Here is a 15,675-nt window from a genome sequence, read left to right as displayed (position 1 = left end):
TTGTTATTTTAAAATTGTAGGATGTTTCATCTTATGGTTTTTTTTGTATCCTCACTTCGTGATCTTCAACAATGTACTTTGGGTCCCCTAATCATGTAAAATATAAATAATACTGTTTATTCTGACTAGGAGGATCATATATGCCCGTACGTCAAGAATCGATGCACACTATGAATGCTGTACGCACTAATTTGGAATCCTGCATACTTGGAAAATCATTTGAAATACAATTATTGTTAACCGCTCTGCTTGCTGGTGGTCATGTATTGATCGAGGATGTACCGGGAACAGGAAAAACCCAGCTAATACGCGCACTTTCAAGATCAATGTCCGGTGAATATCGCCGAATTCAGTGTAATCCAGATATACTTCCGAGTGATATTACAGGTGTATCTGTTTATCATCCTAGGGATGAGATGTTTCATTTCCGGCCTGGTCCGGTGATGACGAATATTTTGCTAGCCGATGAAATTAACCGTGCTACTACGAAGACACAATCCGCACTTCTGGAAGTGATGGAGGAACGAAACGTTACCGTAGATGGAGAGACGTATCCACTTCCTCATCCTTTCATGTTATGCGCTACCCAGAATCCGATAGACTTTGAGGGAACCTATACACTGCCTGAAGCCCAATTAGATCGATTCATGCTGAGAATTAGCCTTGGATATCCTGATGCAGCGACGGAGAAAAATTTATTGCTGAGCCATCAGGAAGGCCAACCGGTGGACAGGCTTTCGCCAGTAACAAGCATGGAACAAATTGCAGGGATTCAGGAAGAAATTCGCGACATCTTCATGAGTGATCCTGTGCTGAATTACTTGTTAGATATTGTGCGGCAGACAAGAGAACATCCACTTGTAATGCTGGGTGCAAGTCCACGTGCCTCACTATCCTTTATGATGGCTTGTAAAGCTTATGCCTTTTTGCAAGGACGAGATTACGTTCTGCCTGATGACGTGAAGATCCTTACTCCATTTGCCTTGGGTCATCGAATATTGCTGCGTCCAGAGTCGCGCCTAGATAATATTAGCGTAGAATCTTTGCTTCAAAAGCTTCTGCAGAGTATTCATGTGCCTGTTACGATGAGGCAATGATATGAGACGTTATTTGTCGTCGGTTGCAGCCATCATTCAGCCCTCTAAGCTTGCAAGCATCCTTGTAATTTGGAGTATTACACTCTTATATGTACTTTTTCAGGGCGGGAAAACAGCATTTATGTTGTTTATCATGGTCTCTGTACTTATTGCATATTTGATTGCTGGAGGTTTAGGAGGCGTTCGGCGAGCTAAGGGCACTCGCAGTCTTTATTCTGAACAAGACAAGGGAGATTTGCTCTCTGCCGGAGGGCATCTTCGTGTAAAACTAAAGGTTACAATCCCCGGGATTTTGCCCTTGCCTTACGTTGTTGTAAGGGAAGTTCTTAAGCGGCATAATGGAGAATCGTGGGTATTTGAAGAAAGTGTGATTCCAAGCCTCAGAGGCATTGGGGAACTGAAGTTTCAGACACCAGCCTTAGAGCGTGGAACATACACATTCGCTAATACGGATATTATCAGCCAAGATATATTTGGGCTTGTCGAGCATAAGGGAACATTTTTATCGGAAGGACAATTTCAGGTTTTGCCTCGTGCGATCTACGTTCCGCGCTGGCAGTTATATGAGAGAAAATCTCGGCTATCTGGACCGCAGACATCCGTTGTTCAATCTCGGCGTGAAACCACACAGATTAATGGCGTCCGTGACTATGTATATGGTGATCGCTTGACGCGAATTCACTGGAACGCTACTGCTAAGACAGGCTCTTGGAAATCCAAAGAGTTTGAGCATGAGTCGATTCCCAAAACCATTCTAGTCCTTGATGGAAGCACATCAGCTTATATGAATACGAATCAATTCGAACTAGCAGTTTCGGTGACGGCATCACTACTCGGCTTCGGCATTCGGGAGAGAATTGGAATTGGACTGTGTTGTTTGGATAAGACGACGAAGGTGTTCGCACCAGTTGAAGGTGCTGCTGAGCGTCAGAAGATGATTCAATATTTAATCGATCTAAACGCTGAGGGACGCGGTCCGCTTATCTCCCGATTGGAAAAAGGATACCGTATGTTTCCTAAAGGCGCTTACTTCGTGTTAATTAGTCCACAGCGTGGACAGCCTGTACTTGATGCACTACGTTGGGCTGACAGCAGAGGAATGACTGCTTCTCACATTCATGTGCGAAATTTGGCAGAGGTAAATAGAGGTAACGATTGGATAGACGTCCTTAGATCTCGTGGAATAACCGGTTATGGTATTAGCTCGCTTCAAGAGCTTCCCTCAGTGTTAGGAGGGGAAGGTTGATATGAGAACCTGGTGGAATCAGATAAAATTCTCCTGGCACCGTTCCGTCGGCCTATTATGGCTATTGATTATTGCACAGCAGTGGATTTCTTATACGGAACCCATCTGGCTAAATCAAACCACTGCTTCTGTATGGGCTGCCCTATTAACGATCACTGTCATTGAGATTTTTATCCCTGTTAAAGTCCAATTCAGACTGATTATAGAAGCAGTAGCTATTATCTATATCGTTTATCGCAACATTACTAATTATGGAATTTATGTTCCTGATCCATGGGCCACAAGCCTTCTTGATAAGCTCCAGGATATTAGTGTGTATATGGTGCCGTATATCTGGTTTGCTCTTGGTGCCTCTGCTTTGCTGTTGCTATCGTCTTGGTGGGTATCCTCTAAGAAGCGTATCTTATGGTTTATAGGAATGAACATTGTAGCGCTGGCTGCGCTTGATTCCTTTACATCTATTGTATTGTGGCAGGAAGTGGCTTGGACAGTATTTGCGGGTATGGGCTGGCTTGTCAGCCAGCACCTGAGAAGTTTTCAGCTACATTATCCGCGTGGATGGGTACATTTGCTGGAATATCCCTCGAAAATAGTCATGAATATCGCAATCGTCTTCTCTCTGGTTATTTTAATCGGTGTGAATATGCCGGATGTAAGGCCTACTTTGACGGATCCTTATACGGCGTGGCAAGAGTGGAATGGAATTGGAAAGTCTTCTGGTAAGAGCACAACTGGAACAACTAATTCCAATACGGGCTCAGGTTCCTCGGTTAACAATACTTCGTCTGGCTATAGTCTGAATGATGACAACCTGGGCGGAGGCTTTAACTTCGATTATACCCCGGTGATGACAGTAGTTTCAGATTTACGTGTTTATATGCGAGGAGAAACACGCAGAGTCTATTCTGGAAGTGGATGGTCGGATAAGGATCGATTGAAGCGAGGACCAATAGAAGAGGTGGAGACGGGGAAATCCTTGGAGCAAAGTGTGGCTTCTAAGGTCACTACCCGCACATTGAAACAGACGGTTAAAGTGCTTAACAATAATGAATTTCCGGTGTTATTCGGTGCTTATTCTGTAACTTCGGTGGATTCATTGAATGGTGAGGCAGCCGGGAAGGGTCTTTTCTGGAGAGATCGTGATAGTGAGCTTCTATGGGATATGGATAAGAAGAAACTAGACTATCCCTCGACCTTCGAGCTGACTTCTGAAGTTCCCGTCATTCCTGTTCAGGAATTGACAGCAAAGACCTATGAGGAGCTATACAAAGGTAATGATCTGGAGGAAAGCTTCCTTCAGCTGCCTGATGACTTCCCTCAACGGGTTAAAGATCTGGCCGAGGAAATTACAGCCCAAGGAAGAACACCGTATGAAAAAACAGCACTTTTGCAACAATACTTACAACAAACCTTTCCATATACCAACAAGCCGGATATAACACGTGTTTCAAGTGAGGATTTTGTAGATGGATTTTTGTTCGAGCTGAAGGAAGGTTACTGTGATTATTATTCTACGGCACTAGTCACTATGGCACGTTCCCTAAACATCCCTGCAAGATGGGTTAAGGGTTATGCACCTGGAGAACAGCCAGAAATGCCTATGAATCTGGCGCAGCAGGTGGGTGCGGCAAATAATAATTACACGATTACCAATGCAGATGCCCATTCCTGGGCTGAGGTCTATTTTGGTGAGTATGGTTGGATTCCTGTTGAAGCTACACCGGGGTTTAATGTTCCTCTCCTGACTAAGAATGAGCAAATACCGGAGACAGACCCGGAAGATCAAGATGAAATGGCAGAACCAACACCTGCACCTGTGACTAATGCACAAGGAGATCAAGGCTTCCATATGGGTTTATGGGTAATTTTGGCGGCAGTGGTTGTATTATTATCCTGGACTATTTTTAAAGTTTGGCATATTCGCTTTAAGCTTCGCTTCTTCGTTCAACAGATGCGAATGGGCCGACCTTTAACGCCTGATCAGAAAGTTGTGGCTGAAACTGAGCGTTGGGTAAGGTATTTGCATCGTAAGGGAATGATGAAGGAAGAGCATGAAACATTGCGTGAAGCCGTAGTCCGCTGGAGTCAGGAACGACCTGCTGTGGCCAATCATCTTTCTTCACTGCTAACGATGTTTGAACAAGCGAAGTATAGCCCTGATGTTATTGAAGACAAAGACTGGCAGAGCGTGTATACTGAAGCTTTGCGGCTGCGGAGAACGATAAGATCCAAGAAATAGCCTTTATGCAGTAAATCATTGCTATAGATTTATTTGCGTAGCGCATGGAGTATGTTATAGTTTTTTGTATGAAATCGAGGTGAACGTATTGTTTGAAATGTTAGTTCCCAAACTCCGGGTGAATACGGTATTCGATATTTCTCTAGAAGAGCTGTATCGACAGGGATACCGTGGAATCATTACGGATCTGGATAACACACTGGTCGGTGCCAAAGCGCCTGTGGCTACTCCGGAGCTGTTGTTATGGTTTGAGAAGGTGAAGGAAGTGGGCTTTAAGCTCATCATCGTATCCAATAACAACATGGAACGGGTGTCACGCTTTGCTACACCGCTTAATATTGAATTTGTGCATCAGGCTCGTAAACCGAGTAATGCTCCTTTTCTCAAAGCGATGAAGCAGATGGAGTTGCCACCGGAGCAGACGATTGTGGTGGGAGACCAAATGCTTACAGATGTATACGGCGGCAATCGGCTTGGCCTGTATACCATATTGGTGCTGCCAATCTCCGTTAAGGATGAAGGGTTCGGCACAAGATTTAATCGTCGGGTAGAGCGAGTTGCTCTGACACGGCTTCGTAAAAAAGGATTGTGGCACGAGGAGGAAAAATAGTAATGAACGAACAAAGTGAAACACAGCGTGCTGAGAAGTGTAGCGGTTGTGGTATCAAGCTTCAGACGGAGCATAAGGATCAACCAGGATACCTTCCGGAAGTCGCACTAGATCGGGACCCTGTGATTTGCCAACGCTGTTTCCGGATTAAGAATTATAACGAGGCTTCATCTGTTTCTGTGAACCAGGATGAATTTCTTCGCTTGCTGAGTGGAGTAGGGGAGAAGAATGCACTTGTTATTCATATTGTTGACATTTTCGATTTTGAAGGCAGTTTGATTTCCGGCCTTCAGCGGTTTGTCGGTAATAACCCAGTTATTCTTGCAGTGAATAAATGTGATCTGCTGCCTAAGGTTACGAACTGGAATAAACTGCGTAACTGGATGCAACAACGCTGTAAAGAAGAAGGATTGCGGACAGCTGAAATCGTACTTTGTAGTGCGAAACGTAATCAAGGCTTTGACCGTTTACTGGAAGCTGTAACAGAACTGCGTGGTCAACGTGATGTTTATGTAGTGGGTGCTACGAATGTAGGGAAATCCACGCTTATCAACCGTTTGATTTCGGACTATAGTGATTTGGAGCAGGAGTTAACCACCTCGCGTTACCCTGGTACAACACTGGATACCGTCAAAATCCCACTAGATGATGGCCACTATATTATAGATACGCCAGGGATCGTGTATCCATGGCGTTATAGTGAACTAGTTGAGCGTCAGGATCTGGATGCAGTTATGCCGGCCAATCCGTTGAAGCCTGCTGTCTACCAGTTGAATGAAGGACAGACGTTATTCTTCGGTGGACTGGGACGTTTTGATTTCGTGCAAGGTCCGCATCAATCGTTCACTTGCTTTATTAGTGGTACTTTAAAAATCCATCGCACCAAACTGGAACGTGCAGATTCCCTTTATGCGGACCATCGTGGTGAAATGTTGTCTCCTCCAGGAAGTGACCGGATGGACAAGCTGCCACCATGGCAACGGCATGAGTTCCGAATTAATAAAGGCAGTCGGAGCGATCTATATATTTCAGGTTTGGGCTGGATTAAGGTCAACGGGACAGAAGGCGCAGTCGTGGCTATCCACGTTCCGCGTGGTGTGAAGGTGCTTACCCGCCCTTCGATGATCTAACGGGAGGCTATTACAGTGTCTTTGATAACTGCAACCGAGGGCTACAATACCGGGAATATTTTACTGGGCGTAATGGGAGATCCTATTATACAATCCAAATCTCCTATTATGCATGAAGCAGCACTGCAAGCACTGGGAATTCCGGGTGCTTACGTGCCGCTTCATATCCTTCCAGAGAATCTGGAGGATGCGGTGCAAGCGATTCGCACGCTTGGATTCCGTGGCGTAAATGTGACGATTCCGCATAAGGTTGCGGTGATGGCTTATGTGGATCTATTAGATGAAAGTGCGGTAGCCGTTGGTGCAGTCAATACGATTGTTAATAATAACGGGATACTCACCGGATATAATACGGATGGAATCGGTTATGTACGTTCGCTTAAAGCGGAAGCTATTTCTGATTTGTCAGGTACGAAGATTATGGTGATTGGAGCCGGTGGAGCAGCAAGAGGAATTGTTGCCGCACTGCTTCAGGAGAAGCCTTCTTCTATCCTTATCGCTAATCGCAGTGTTGATAAGGCACAGGACTTGGCTGCAGAGTGCCAGAGCAAAGGGAATGTGGTCGGGATTAGCATGAACGAAGTAGCGGAAATGCTAGATGGCGTTGATGTACTGATCAATACAACCTCCGTAGGAATGTATCCTCATATGGATGAGACACCTATAGATCCTGAACTGCTTCGTGCAGGGATGGTCGTAAGTGATCTGATTTATAATCCACTGCGCACGCGTCTATTGTTAGAAGGACTTGAACGAGGCTGTACGATTCATGGAGGCCTCGGGATGTTTGTCTATCAGGGAGCCTATGCACTGGAATATTGGACAGGGCAGCCTGCTCCTACGGAAATCATGCGACAGACCATACTCCATTGTCTGGGTGGAAAAGAGTAAGAAATGGATTCATCAATTTAGGGTAATAATATATGTTAATTAAGGAGTTATTCATTTATGTTAACTGGTAAACAAACACGGTATCTTCGTTCATTGGCGCATCACCTCGATCCTATTTTTCAAGTGGGCAAAGGTGGAGTAAACGATCACCTCGTACGTCACATTGAAGAAGCTATTGAGAAGCGTGAGCTTATGAAGATTAGTATATTGAGCAACAATATTGAGAATCCCAAGGAAATCGGTGCTGCATTGGCCGAACAATCGGGTTCTGAGCTTGTACAAGTGATCGGAAAGACCATTGTCCTTTACAAGGAATCGCGTGATAACAAAACTATTGAGCTGCCACGCTAATACCTGAAAGCATACTACCGAGGAGGTCGTCCTCTTGAAAGTTGGAATTATGGGAGGTACCTTTGATCCTCTTCATATTGGTCATATGATGGCAGCGGAAGCAGCTAGAGAAACTTATGGACTTCAAGAAGTATGGTTTATGCCTTCACATATTCCGCCTCATAAACATGAGGCAGGGGTATCTGGAGCAGATCGGCTGGCAATGGTGCAGGAAGCGATACACAATCATGAAGCTTTTCGCACATTAGATTGGGAAGTTGTCAGAGGTGGCGTTTCCTATACGTATGAGACCATAAGACGGCTGCAAGAGGCGTATCCGCATTTCGATCTTTATTTCATCATTGGAGCGGATATGGTCCAGTATTTACCGAAATGGAACGAGATTGAAGAGCTTGTGCAGCGGCTTACATTTATCGGCGTAGGTCGTCCGGGAACACCTCTTGATCTAGACGCATTGCCAACTTATATAGCAGAAAAGGTACTACTAGCAGATATGCCTCTGGTTGATATTTCGTCAACGATGTTAAGAGAACGGGCTTCAACTGGAAAATCCATTCGTTATATGGTACCTGAGGCAGTGTTCGATTATGTTCAAAGGAGTGGATTGTATGGCATACAGCCGCGAAGCTCTGATTGAGGCGGTCTCGACACAAATGCCTGCTAAGCGCTGGAAGCATACACTGGGCGTCATGGAGTCATCCATTCAACTAGCGGAGCAATATGGCGCTGATCCTGAGCGTGCGGAGACAGCGGCAATTCTGCATGATGTGGCCAAGTATTGGCCTGTGGAGAGAATGAAGGAGATTATCGAGCAGAATCATCTGAACTTGAATCTTCTGAAGCATGACAAGCAGCTGTGGCATTCGGAAGTAGGTGCCTTTGTAGCAGAGCAAGATTATGGGATCACAGATCCGGATATTCTTAATGCGATCCGTTTTCACACCTCAGGTCGTGAAGACATGAGTTTACTTGAGAAGATTGTCTGTCTCGCCGACTATATCGAGCCTGGCCGAGATTTTCCAGGCGTTGATAAGATACGTAAGCTGGCTAAAGTAAGTTTGGAAGAAGGACTAGTCGCTGGATTTGATTCTACGATTAGTTTGCTACTGGAAAAACGCCGAGTGATCTTTCCGTTAACGGTACTGGCGCGTAATGATTTAGTTAGAATATTGGAGGATAAAATATGAGTGTACAACCAAGCAAGCTGTTAGAACTGGCCCTTAAGGCTGTGGAAGATAAAAAAGCAATGAACGTAGTGGCATTAGATCTGCGTACTGTTTCACCGATTAGTGATTACTTTGTTGTATGTCACGGTAATTCGGATACCCAAGTTCAGTCCATCGCCACCGAAGTCCGCAAAGTGGTCCATGAAGCAGGCGGAGTAATTAAGGGGATCGAAGGAATGGATTCAGCACGCTGGGTGCTGATGGATCTTGGAGATGTTATTGTTCATATTTTCCACCGCGATGAACGTGAATACTACAATATTGAGCGTCTGTGGTCGGATGCGAAGGTAGTGGAGACTGTATGAGCCTGATTGCAGGAACTACAGTTACACTTAATGTAGTAAGAGAGGTATCCCCATACGGATTTTTCCTGAATGCAGGAGATCAGGATGTTATGCTGCATTATACTGAGCTTACCGAGAAGGTTAAGACAGGCGATAAAGTAGAAGTCTTTATCTTCTTCGATACCGAGGACCGTCTAGCGGCAACGATGAAGAAACCGTTTCTGACATTGGGCGAAATGGCCTTATTGGAAGTGGCTGATATCCATCCGCGTCTAGGTTGCTTCTTGGAAATGGGTCTCGGACGGCAGCTGCTGCTGCCCATTCGTGAGCTTCCAGAGCTTCCAGAGCTGCGCCCTCAGATCGGCGACTATGTGTATGCGATTATGGAACATGATAAACAGGGGCGTCTTCGTGCTAAATTAGCTGGAGAACAGGAACTAGCTCCGCTAGCTCTTCCTGCGCCTGAATCCTGGATGGGACAGACTGTGACAGCCCGGGTGTACAAACCGCTGCAGATGGGGACTTTTGTTCTTGTAGATGCTGGGGTTTTAGGCTTTGGTATTATCGGTATGGTCCATTCCTCTGAACGGAGTCGTCTACTACGTCTTGGAGAGCAGTTCGAAGCACGTGTCTCCCATATTCGCGAGGATGGTCGTGTTAACCTTTCTATGGGTCTCCGTAAAGAAGTAGGCATGGATGTAGACTCTGCCACGATTTTGGAATTCTTGCATGCCCGTCCGGGTGGAGCGATGCCTTATTCGGATGCTACACCACCGGATATTATCAAGCAGCGTTTCGGAATTAGCAAATCAGCCTTTAAGCGTGCGCTTGGAAAGCTGATGAAGGAAGGCCATATAACCCAAAAAGAGAATTGGACGTATCTTGCTCCTAAGGAAGAGGAAGGTTCAACCGAGGGAAATGAAGAAACAACCGAATAATTTAAAATATAAGAGATCTTGTGGGGTCGCTTAGAGCGTTTATGCTAGATGGGTCAATAATAGAATCATATTAAATGTTGTAATAGAAAGCGGTGTACTAGTGTCTTCCTATGGGAAATTTGCTTATGTATACGATGAGCTCATGGCAGATATGCCGTATCCTGATTGGATCTCCTTTGCTGAAACCGCATGGAGCAAATACGGTAAGCCTGTAACCGTGGCTGAGCTTGGCTGCGGCACCGGGAGTATCACTATTCCTTTGGCGGGTTCAGGGTATCATATGACCGGAATCGATCTATCTTCAGATATGCTCTCAGTGGCACAGCGCAAAATGGAAGAGCATCCCCAGGGACGGCGTTTCTTGCGCGAAGGTAGTGTTCGTTGGATTAGACAAAACATGAAGGAATGGGAGCTTCCAGAGCTTGTGGATTCTGTGATTTCTTTCTGTGATTGTCTGAATTATGTGCTGGAAGAAGACGATATCAGAGCTGTCTTTGCTAGTACCTTTGCAGGACTAAAGCAAGGTGGCACCTTTCTGTTCGATGTGCATCACCCAAACACACTGATCCGTTATGAAGAAGAGCAGCCCTTTATCCTGGACGAACCATCGGTGTCTTATATTTGGACTTGTGAGATGGATGTTCCACGCCGCGAAATAGAACATCATCTGTCCATTTTCGCTCGCGAAGAGGGACGGAGTGATGTATATCGCCGTTTCGAAGAGACGCATATTCAGCGTGCCTACGATCCCCAGTGGATGAAGGATGAACTGCTTAAGGCTGGATTTAGTGATGTGAAGACTTACGCCGATTTCGAGTGGATAGAGGCGGATGATGATGCGGAACGTTTATTTTATATTGCTATAAAATAAATATTCAACATACTAAGAGGGGCTGTCCCAAAAGCTATGAAAATGGCTGATGGGAGAGCCCTTCTTTTTATGAGTTCGGTGTGGTTCCTGCTATTGAAAACGAGGGGCTAAAAATAAGCAGATAACGTCATCTGAGTCCGTATGCTTCATGGAATGTTGGATTCATGATTCATGATTCGTGTATGAAGAAGTAGCTCTAATTGCGCAAAATATGTATATCAAAAAAACCGGGCAGTGTTTATGCCACCCGGCATCTTCCAATCCTTACCGATGCTCAAACAGATCAATGGCACCCAATACGACATGAGCCAGACCAAATCCAAGTACGCCTGTTGCTGCCATCTTATACTTGCTTCCAAGAAAAGCGGCGCTAGAAGCGGTTACGACGGTTCCAAGAACAGCGGGAATTAGACCTTCACGCATTCGAAACACTCCTTCTCGGTGGTTTGGGAGACAAGGTTATTATGAGTCAAACTCAAAAAAATATACAAAGTAAAAGAAGACCTTAGACCAGTTATTGCTGGTTCTAAGGTCTTTTTGTTTAGGGAATATTTTACTCTGATAAGGTAACGGCAGTACGAGAAGCGCCAATTTCTACTTCATGAACATCATATAGTACACGCGCCAGTAAGTCCTGGCTATAGTTGCCGAAATGTTTGCCGTAAATGGTGAGCCCGCGTTTGTTTACAGGCTTGTCCGTTACGGCTATCCGGAAAGTAAGCTCGCTCTTGTAATCAAGCTGAATATCATCCAGGGTCACGTCAGAAATCCGGCAACCGTCAATAAAGCTACCTTCATTATTAATACGGATCAGTTTGAGCATACCATATTGGTTTAAATGTGGAGGCCACCAGTCTGGATTAAACGTTCCACGGGTGTCTCCGAAATCTCCAGGACTAGTCCAGTAGCCGATTTCAATTCCATTTAAGTAGAAATAAAGATCGGAGGGATAGTTATCGTTAGATCCAGGGGCCTCAGAGCCAATCTCCATCGAGAATTGGATTTCGCGGAACGTTTGATTAGCTTTAAGATAGTTCGGAATTCTATATTCGAGAAAGCCTTCAGCCATCCAAATGATTTCGGATTCAATCCGCTGAGGATCAGCGAAATAACGGGGTTCGTCGAAGTCGCCGATAATGCTGTCTTTGGTAGCAAGACCGCAGGTCGGAACAGCCTGATAGTTGCTATAATGTCCTACTTGGATTTCTACTTCGTAGAGATTATCAACATCCTTGCTGCGAAGATCAACAATAAGCTTATCCTTATTTAAATAGCAGACCTTCTGAATACCGTGTTTACCCACAGATGTGTTTATCTCGATGAGACCGCTTTCTTCTAACTTTTTAATATGCATCGTAATTGCGCCATTGCTGAGGTTCAGCTTCTTGGCAATTTCATTCAGATTCAGTGCTTGATTGGTAGCTAAAAGTTCGAGTATGAGGATTCTGATTTCAGAACTAAGCGCCTTGAATATTTCAAGACCACTCATTAAATCTTTAATATAGATCATTTTATCAATACCTTCTTCCAAATGGTCATAAATGAATACTGTTTTATGAAATTATAAACTAATATAGCATATAAATAAAGCATCCTTCCTTATTTTGTAGAAAGATAAAAATAAGGGGGATTTTTTCCTGTTTTTGCATTTAATCTAATTTAATTTAAAAATTAATGAAACTAATTCACGAAATAAGATGGTTTTACACCGGAATCATGTTACTTTCACTATTTATTTTATAAAAGCATTAAAAGGTTTAAATAAATATGTTTACAAGTCTTTTTGTCTATGCTATTTTTAAACTGAAAGTCTTAGAAAAGGACGTGAAAATCATTATGTTAGCTGCAACGCCCCCGATGGGCTGGAATAGCTGGGACTGTTACGGAGCTAGTGTTAATGAAGAAGAGGTAAGAGGCAACGCTGAATATATGGCTGCTCATTTGAAGGGATTTGGCTGGGAATATGTTGTTGTAGATATTCAGTGGTATGAGCCTGGAGCGAACTCTTCGCAATATCGTAACTTTGTACCGCTGGTCATGGACGAGTATTCCAGACTTCAACCGGCAGAAAATCGTTTTCCTTCCGCAAAGGGAGGCAAAGGTTTTGCCCCACTCGCTGAATATGTGCATGGATTAGGGTTGAAATTCGGCATCCATATTATGCGTGGAATCCCTCGACAGGCCGTTCATGCGGCAAGTTCCATTCTAGGATCTGAGCAAACTGCACGTGATATCGCACATCCCAATTCTATATGTCAGTGGAATACAGATATGTATGGAGTAGATGCTTCTAAAGAAGGCAGTCAGGCTTACTATGATTCTCTCTTCCAGCTGTATGCCAGTTGGGGCGTAGATTATGTGAAGGTGGATGATATTGCCGCTTCACGTATTTATGGATACCACAAAGACGAAGTTGCCATGATCCGTAAGGCTATCGACCGCTGTGGTCGTGAAATGGTGCTTAGTCTTTCACCTGGACCTGCTCCGGTAGAAGAGGCTGAACACTTAGCTGAACATGCTAACCTGTGGAGAATGACCGACGATTATTGGGATCATTGGCATTTGCTGCGTGGAATGTTCGAGCGCTGCGAAAAATGGGCTCCTTACGTTCAGCCTGGACATTGGCCAGACTGCGATATGCTGCCGCTAGGTCATCTTGGGATTCGTTCCGTTGATGGCGGGGGAGACCGATTTACAAGGTTTACTCCAGACGAACAGGTTACCATGATGACGCTCTGGACTATATTCCGTTCGCCTTTAATGTTCGGGGGAGAGCTTAGAGACAATGATGAGTGGACATTATCTTTGTTAACCAATAGGGAAGTGCTTCACCTACATCATTTTGGTAAGGGTGGTAGACAAGTAGAGCGGAACGAAGAGTATGCAATCTGGACTTCTGAGGATGAACAAGGTAACCACTATGTAGCGTTGTTTAATCTCAGTGACAAAGAGTCGACACTTCAGGTATCGTTCCAAAAGCTAAATGTTTCAGTTCCAAAAACGATACGTAATCTGTGGCAAAGCCATGACCTGGAAGTTACTAATGAAGGGGTTACGCAGGTTCTTCCACCGCATGGTTCTGCATTGTTAAAGCTTTTATAGAGGAGAGAGATTATGGATACGAGTAGAGAGTACAACAACCCATTGGTGGAGCAACGTGCTGATCCATGGGTATATAAACATACGGATGGATATTATTATTTCACAGCTTCTGTTCCAGAATACGACCGGATCGAAGTAAGAAGATCGACAACCATCGAAGGATTAACTACTGCAGAACCAGTTGTAGCATGGCGCAAGTATGAGACGGGGCCGCTTAGTGCTAACATTTGGGCGCCGGAAATTCATTACATAGACGGAAAATGGTACATTTACTTTGCTGCAGCACGGACTACGGAGACGACGGATGGTTTGTTCGATCACCGTATGTTTGCGCTCGAGAATGCATCTGCTAATCCCTTAGAAGGAACATGGGTAGAAAAAGGTCAAGTGAAGACTGCTTGGGAATCGTTCGCTTTGGATGCGACAACGTTTCAGCATAAAGGAAAACTGTACTATGTATGGGCTCAGAAGGACCTGAATATTGAGGGTAATTCTAATCTGTATATTTCTGAAATGAGCAATCCGTGGACACTCACAGGTCCTCAGACTATGATTGCTACTCCAGAGCATGACTGGGAAATTATAGGGTACAAAGTAAACGAAGGCGCAGCAGTACTGAAACGAAATGGTCGTATCTTTATCAGCTTCTCGGCGAGTGCTACAGACTTCAATTATTGCATGGGACTATTAGTAGCGGATGAAGACAGCGAACTTCTGGAGGCAGCTTCATGGACTAAACTACCAAATCCAGTATTCCAAACGAATGAAGAAAATGGACAATTCGGTCCAGGCCATAATAGCTTCACGGTCAATGAAAATGGGGAAGATGTGCTCATCTACCACTGCCGCAATTATAAAGAAATTACTGGCGATCCTCTTTATGATCCAAACCGTCATACTCGTGCTCAGGTCTTCCATTGGAATGAAGATGGCACGCCGAATTTTGGAGTTCCTGTTAAGGATGCACAATAAAAGTAATCCGTTTTGCAAAAAAAAGAGGGTTACCCCTAAGCCACGTAAATGGCCGCTGGGTAACCCTCTTTTTCATATGTTACGTGTTGCTGCTTAAGGTATATATTGTTGCACGATGGAAGTGATTACGCCGTCCTGAATCGTAAGGTGATAAGGGAACTGGCTTAGATCGAAAATATCCGTTTTATTAAATTGATCGATAAATTGCTGTAAGGTAACGGCTTCGTTCCACTGAATGTCTAAGTCCTCAATGTTACCAGTGTGATCAAAGATCTGCATGGTGACTTTTGCGTTATCCGCGATCGGATAGGTTGTCAGTGTATCAACATCATTAACAACATAATATCCGTCTGGAGCTCCGCCAATTTCTGCTGCACCTTCTGGGTCTCTCTCAGCAAAGATTCGGTCAGCATCAGCACCCTGATACCAGTTTATTTCATCGGCTGTAATGGAAAGCTTGCCATTCTCGGATTGAATAGTATGGATATATACCGTCTGTTGCTGAGTCTTGCCACTATCTTGCGCATCTACTCGTGTTCCAACGGTACTAGCAGTAGTAATTAGGGAAAGAAACAATAGAACAACAACCGGTAACACATACGCTGACTTTTTCTTAAACATTAGAAATCTCCCCCTTGAGATATGTAAAAAGGTTGTATATATCTTATTACCCGCTACGTTTTTTCCTAAACGGGCTATATACTTCTATTACGTTAAA

Annotated in this window: 17 protein-coding genes; 14 read left to right on the top strand and 3 right to left on the bottom strand. The window is 44.4% G+C overall.

The genetic code is table 11. From position 1 onward, the window contains the following. Nucleotides 1-140: 140 nt before the first annotated feature. The 12 genes from ACFWMP_RS07285 (at nucleotide 141) to ACFWMP_RS07230 (ending at nucleotide 10,883) form a co-directional block, all read left to right on the top strand. Complete coding sequence (locus ACFWMP_RS07285; protein WP_076284318.1) at nucleotides 141-1,097, top strand: AAA family ATPase; 957 nt, start codon at nucleotides 141-143, stop codon at nucleotides 1,095-1,097. A gap of 1 nt (nucleotide 1,098) precedes the next feature. Next, entirely contained in the window at nucleotides 1,099-2,343 is a 1,245-nt protein-coding gene (locus ACFWMP_RS07280) for a DUF58 domain-containing protein (protein WP_379422765.1), read from the top strand. 1 nt (nucleotide 2,344) lies between these two features. After that, nucleotides 2,345-4,582 carry a DUF4129 domain-containing transglutaminase family protein gene (locus ACFWMP_RS07275; RefSeq protein WP_379422763.1) on the top strand — a complete coding sequence of 746 codons (2,238 nt, stop codon included), beginning with the start codon at nucleotides 2,345-2,347 and terminating at the stop codon, nucleotides 4,580-4,582. Nucleotides 4,583-4,670: 88 nt separating this feature from the next. Then, complete coding sequence (locus ACFWMP_RS07270; protein WP_379423544.1) at nucleotides 4,671-5,192, top strand: YqeG family HAD IIIA-type phosphatase; 522 nt, start codon at nucleotides 4,671-4,673, stop codon at nucleotides 5,190-5,192. A gap of 2 nt (nucleotides 5,193-5,194) precedes the next feature. Next, a complete protein-coding gene (yqeH, locus tag ACFWMP_RS07265; RefSeq protein ID WP_379422761.1) occupies nucleotides 5,195-6,322 on the top strand; it encodes a ribosome biogenesis GTPase YqeH in 1,128 nt (375 codons plus the stop codon). A gap of 15 nt (nucleotides 6,323-6,337) precedes the next feature. After that, complete coding sequence (gene aroE / locus ACFWMP_RS07260) at nucleotides 6,338-7,213, top strand: shikimate dehydrogenase (protein WP_269321813.1); 876 nt, start codon at nucleotides 6,338-6,340, stop codon at nucleotides 7,211-7,213. Nucleotides 7,214-7,270: 57 nt separating this feature from the next. Further along, nucleotides 7,271-7,564 (top strand): ribosome assembly RNA-binding protein YhbY, encoded by a 294-nt coding sequence (yhbY, locus tag ACFWMP_RS07255; RefSeq protein WP_042185967.1) that lies wholly within the window; start codon nucleotides 7,271-7,273, stop codon nucleotides 7,562-7,564. 34 nt (nucleotides 7,565-7,598) lie between these two features. Next, a complete protein-coding gene (locus ACFWMP_RS07250; RefSeq protein ID WP_379422758.1) occupies nucleotides 7,599-8,201 on the top strand; it encodes a nicotinate-nucleotide adenylyltransferase in 603 nt (200 codons plus the stop codon). Continuing rightward, nucleotides 8,173-8,751: a bis(5'-nucleosyl)-tetraphosphatase (symmetrical) YqeK gene (gene yqeK / locus ACFWMP_RS07245; protein WP_042185970.1), complete on the top strand. Its 579-nt coding sequence runs from the start codon at nucleotides 8,173-8,175 to the stop codon at nucleotides 8,749-8,751. The genes ACFWMP_RS07250 and yqeK overlap by 29 nt, the downstream gene beginning before the upstream one ends. Further along, a complete protein-coding gene (rsfS, locus tag ACFWMP_RS07240) occupies nucleotides 8,748-9,095 on the top strand; it encodes a ribosome silencing factor (protein ID WP_042185972.1) in 348 nt (115 codons plus the stop codon). The genes yqeK and rsfS overlap by 4 nt, the downstream gene beginning before the upstream one ends. Then, a complete protein-coding gene (locus ACFWMP_RS07235; protein ID WP_042185974.1) occupies nucleotides 9,092-10,012 on the top strand; it encodes a CvfB family protein in 921 nt (306 codons plus the stop codon). Before rsfS ends, ACFWMP_RS07235 begins: the two co-directional genes overlap by 4 nt. 100 nt (nucleotides 10,013-10,112) lie before the next feature. Then, a complete protein-coding gene (locus ACFWMP_RS07230) occupies nucleotides 10,113-10,883 on the top strand; it encodes a class I SAM-dependent DNA methyltransferase (RefSeq protein WP_042185976.1) in 771 nt (256 codons plus the stop codon). Nucleotides 10,884-11,147: 264 nt separating this feature from the next. Here ACFWMP_RS07230 and ACFWMP_RS07225 read toward each other — a convergent pair whose 3' ends face one another. Next, nucleotides 11,148-11,306: a hypothetical protein gene (locus ACFWMP_RS07225; RefSeq protein ID WP_036675694.1), complete on the bottom strand. Its 159-nt coding sequence runs from the start codon at nucleotides 11,304-11,306 to the stop codon at nucleotides 11,148-11,150. Between the two features lie 130 nt (nucleotides 11,307-11,436). Then, nucleotides 11,437-12,393 (bottom strand): ArsR/SmtB family transcription factor, encoded by a 957-nt coding sequence (locus tag ACFWMP_RS07220; protein ID WP_042131966.1) that lies wholly within the window; start codon nucleotides 12,391-12,393, stop codon nucleotides 11,437-11,439. Nucleotides 12,394-12,719: 326 nt separating this feature from the next. On the opposite strand from ACFWMP_RS07220, the gene ACFWMP_RS07215 reads away from it, so the two are divergent. Both ACFWMP_RS07215 and ACFWMP_RS07210 read left to right on the top strand, forming a co-directional pair. Further along, nucleotides 12,720-13,985 (top strand): glycoside hydrolase family 27 protein, encoded by a 1,266-nt coding sequence (locus ACFWMP_RS07215; protein ID WP_379423542.1) that lies wholly within the window; start codon nucleotides 12,720-12,722, stop codon nucleotides 13,983-13,985. 12 nt (nucleotides 13,986-13,997) lie between these two features. Continuing rightward, nucleotides 13,998-14,957 carry a glycoside hydrolase family 43 protein gene (locus ACFWMP_RS07210; protein ID WP_379422753.1) on the top strand — a complete coding sequence of 320 codons (960 nt, stop codon included), beginning with the start codon at nucleotides 13,998-14,000 and terminating at the stop codon, nucleotides 14,955-14,957. Between the two features lie 93 nt (nucleotides 14,958-15,050). Here the strand turns inward: ACFWMP_RS07210 and ACFWMP_RS07205 are convergent, their stop codons facing one another. After that, the gene (locus tag ACFWMP_RS07205) at nucleotides 15,051-15,578 is read right to left on the bottom strand and encodes a hypothetical protein (RefSeq protein ID WP_149647879.1); all 528 of its coding nucleotides are present in this window, start codon (nucleotides 15,576-15,578) and stop codon (nucleotides 15,051-15,053) included. Nucleotides 15,579-15,675 lie beyond the last annotated feature (97 nt).

The organism is Paenibacillus sp. NPDC058367 (assembly GCF_042723305.1).
In the GTDB taxonomy this organism is placed as follows: Bacteria; Bacillota; Bacilli; order Paenibacillales; family Paenibacillaceae; genus Paenibacillus_AQ.
This window is presented reverse-complemented; position numbering and strand designations above follow the sequence as displayed.

Bases quoted from the DNA above. Each gene is read 5' to 3' on its own strand.
- ACFWMP_RS07275 (WP_379422763.1), top strand. From the start codon at position 2,345: ATGAGAACCTGGTGGAATCAGATAAAATTCTCCTGGCACCGTTCCGTC.
- ACFWMP_RS07215 (WP_379423542.1), top strand. From the start codon at position 12,720: ATGTTAGCTGCAACGCCCCCGATGGGCTGGAATAGCTGGGACTGTTAC.
- yqeK (WP_042185970.1), top strand. From the start codon at position 8,173: ATGGCATACAGCCGCGAAGCTCTGATTGAGGCGGTCTCGACACAAATG.
- ACFWMP_RS07220 (WP_042131966.1), bottom strand. From the start codon at position 12,393: ATGATCTATATTAAAGATTTAATGAGTGGTCTTGAAATATTCAAGGCG.
- rsfS (WP_042185972.1), top strand. From the start codon at position 8,748: ATGAGTGTACAACCAAGCAAGCTGTTAGAACTGGCCCTTAAGGCTGTG.
- ACFWMP_RS07225 (WP_036675694.1), bottom strand. From the start codon at position 11,306: ATGCGTGAAGGTCTAATTCCCGCTGTTCTTGGAACCGTCGTAACCGCT.
- ACFWMP_RS07205 (WP_149647879.1), bottom strand. From the start codon at position 15,578: ATGTTTAAGAAAAAGTCAGCGTATGTGTTACCGGTTGTTGTTCTATTG.
- yhbY (WP_042185967.1), top strand. From the start codon at position 7,271: ATGTTAACTGGTAAACAAACACGGTATCTTCGTTCATTGGCGCATCAC.
- ACFWMP_RS07280 (WP_379422765.1), top strand. From the start codon at position 1,099: ATGAGACGTTATTTGTCGTCGGTTGCAGCCATCATTCAGCCCTCTAAG.
- ACFWMP_RS07235 (WP_042185974.1), top strand. From the start codon at position 9,092: ATGAGCCTGATTGCAGGAACTACAGTTACACTTAATGTAGTAAGAGAG.
- ACFWMP_RS07210 (WP_379422753.1), top strand. From the start codon at position 13,998: ATGGATACGAGTAGAGAGTACAACAACCCATTGGTGGAGCAACGTGCT.
- yqeH (WP_379422761.1), top strand. From the start codon at position 5,195: ATGAACGAACAAAGTGAAACACAGCGTGCTGAGAAGTGTAGCGGTTGT.
- ACFWMP_RS07285 (WP_076284318.1), top strand. From the start codon at position 141: ATGCCCGTACGTCAAGAATCGATGCACACTATGAATGCTGTACGCACT.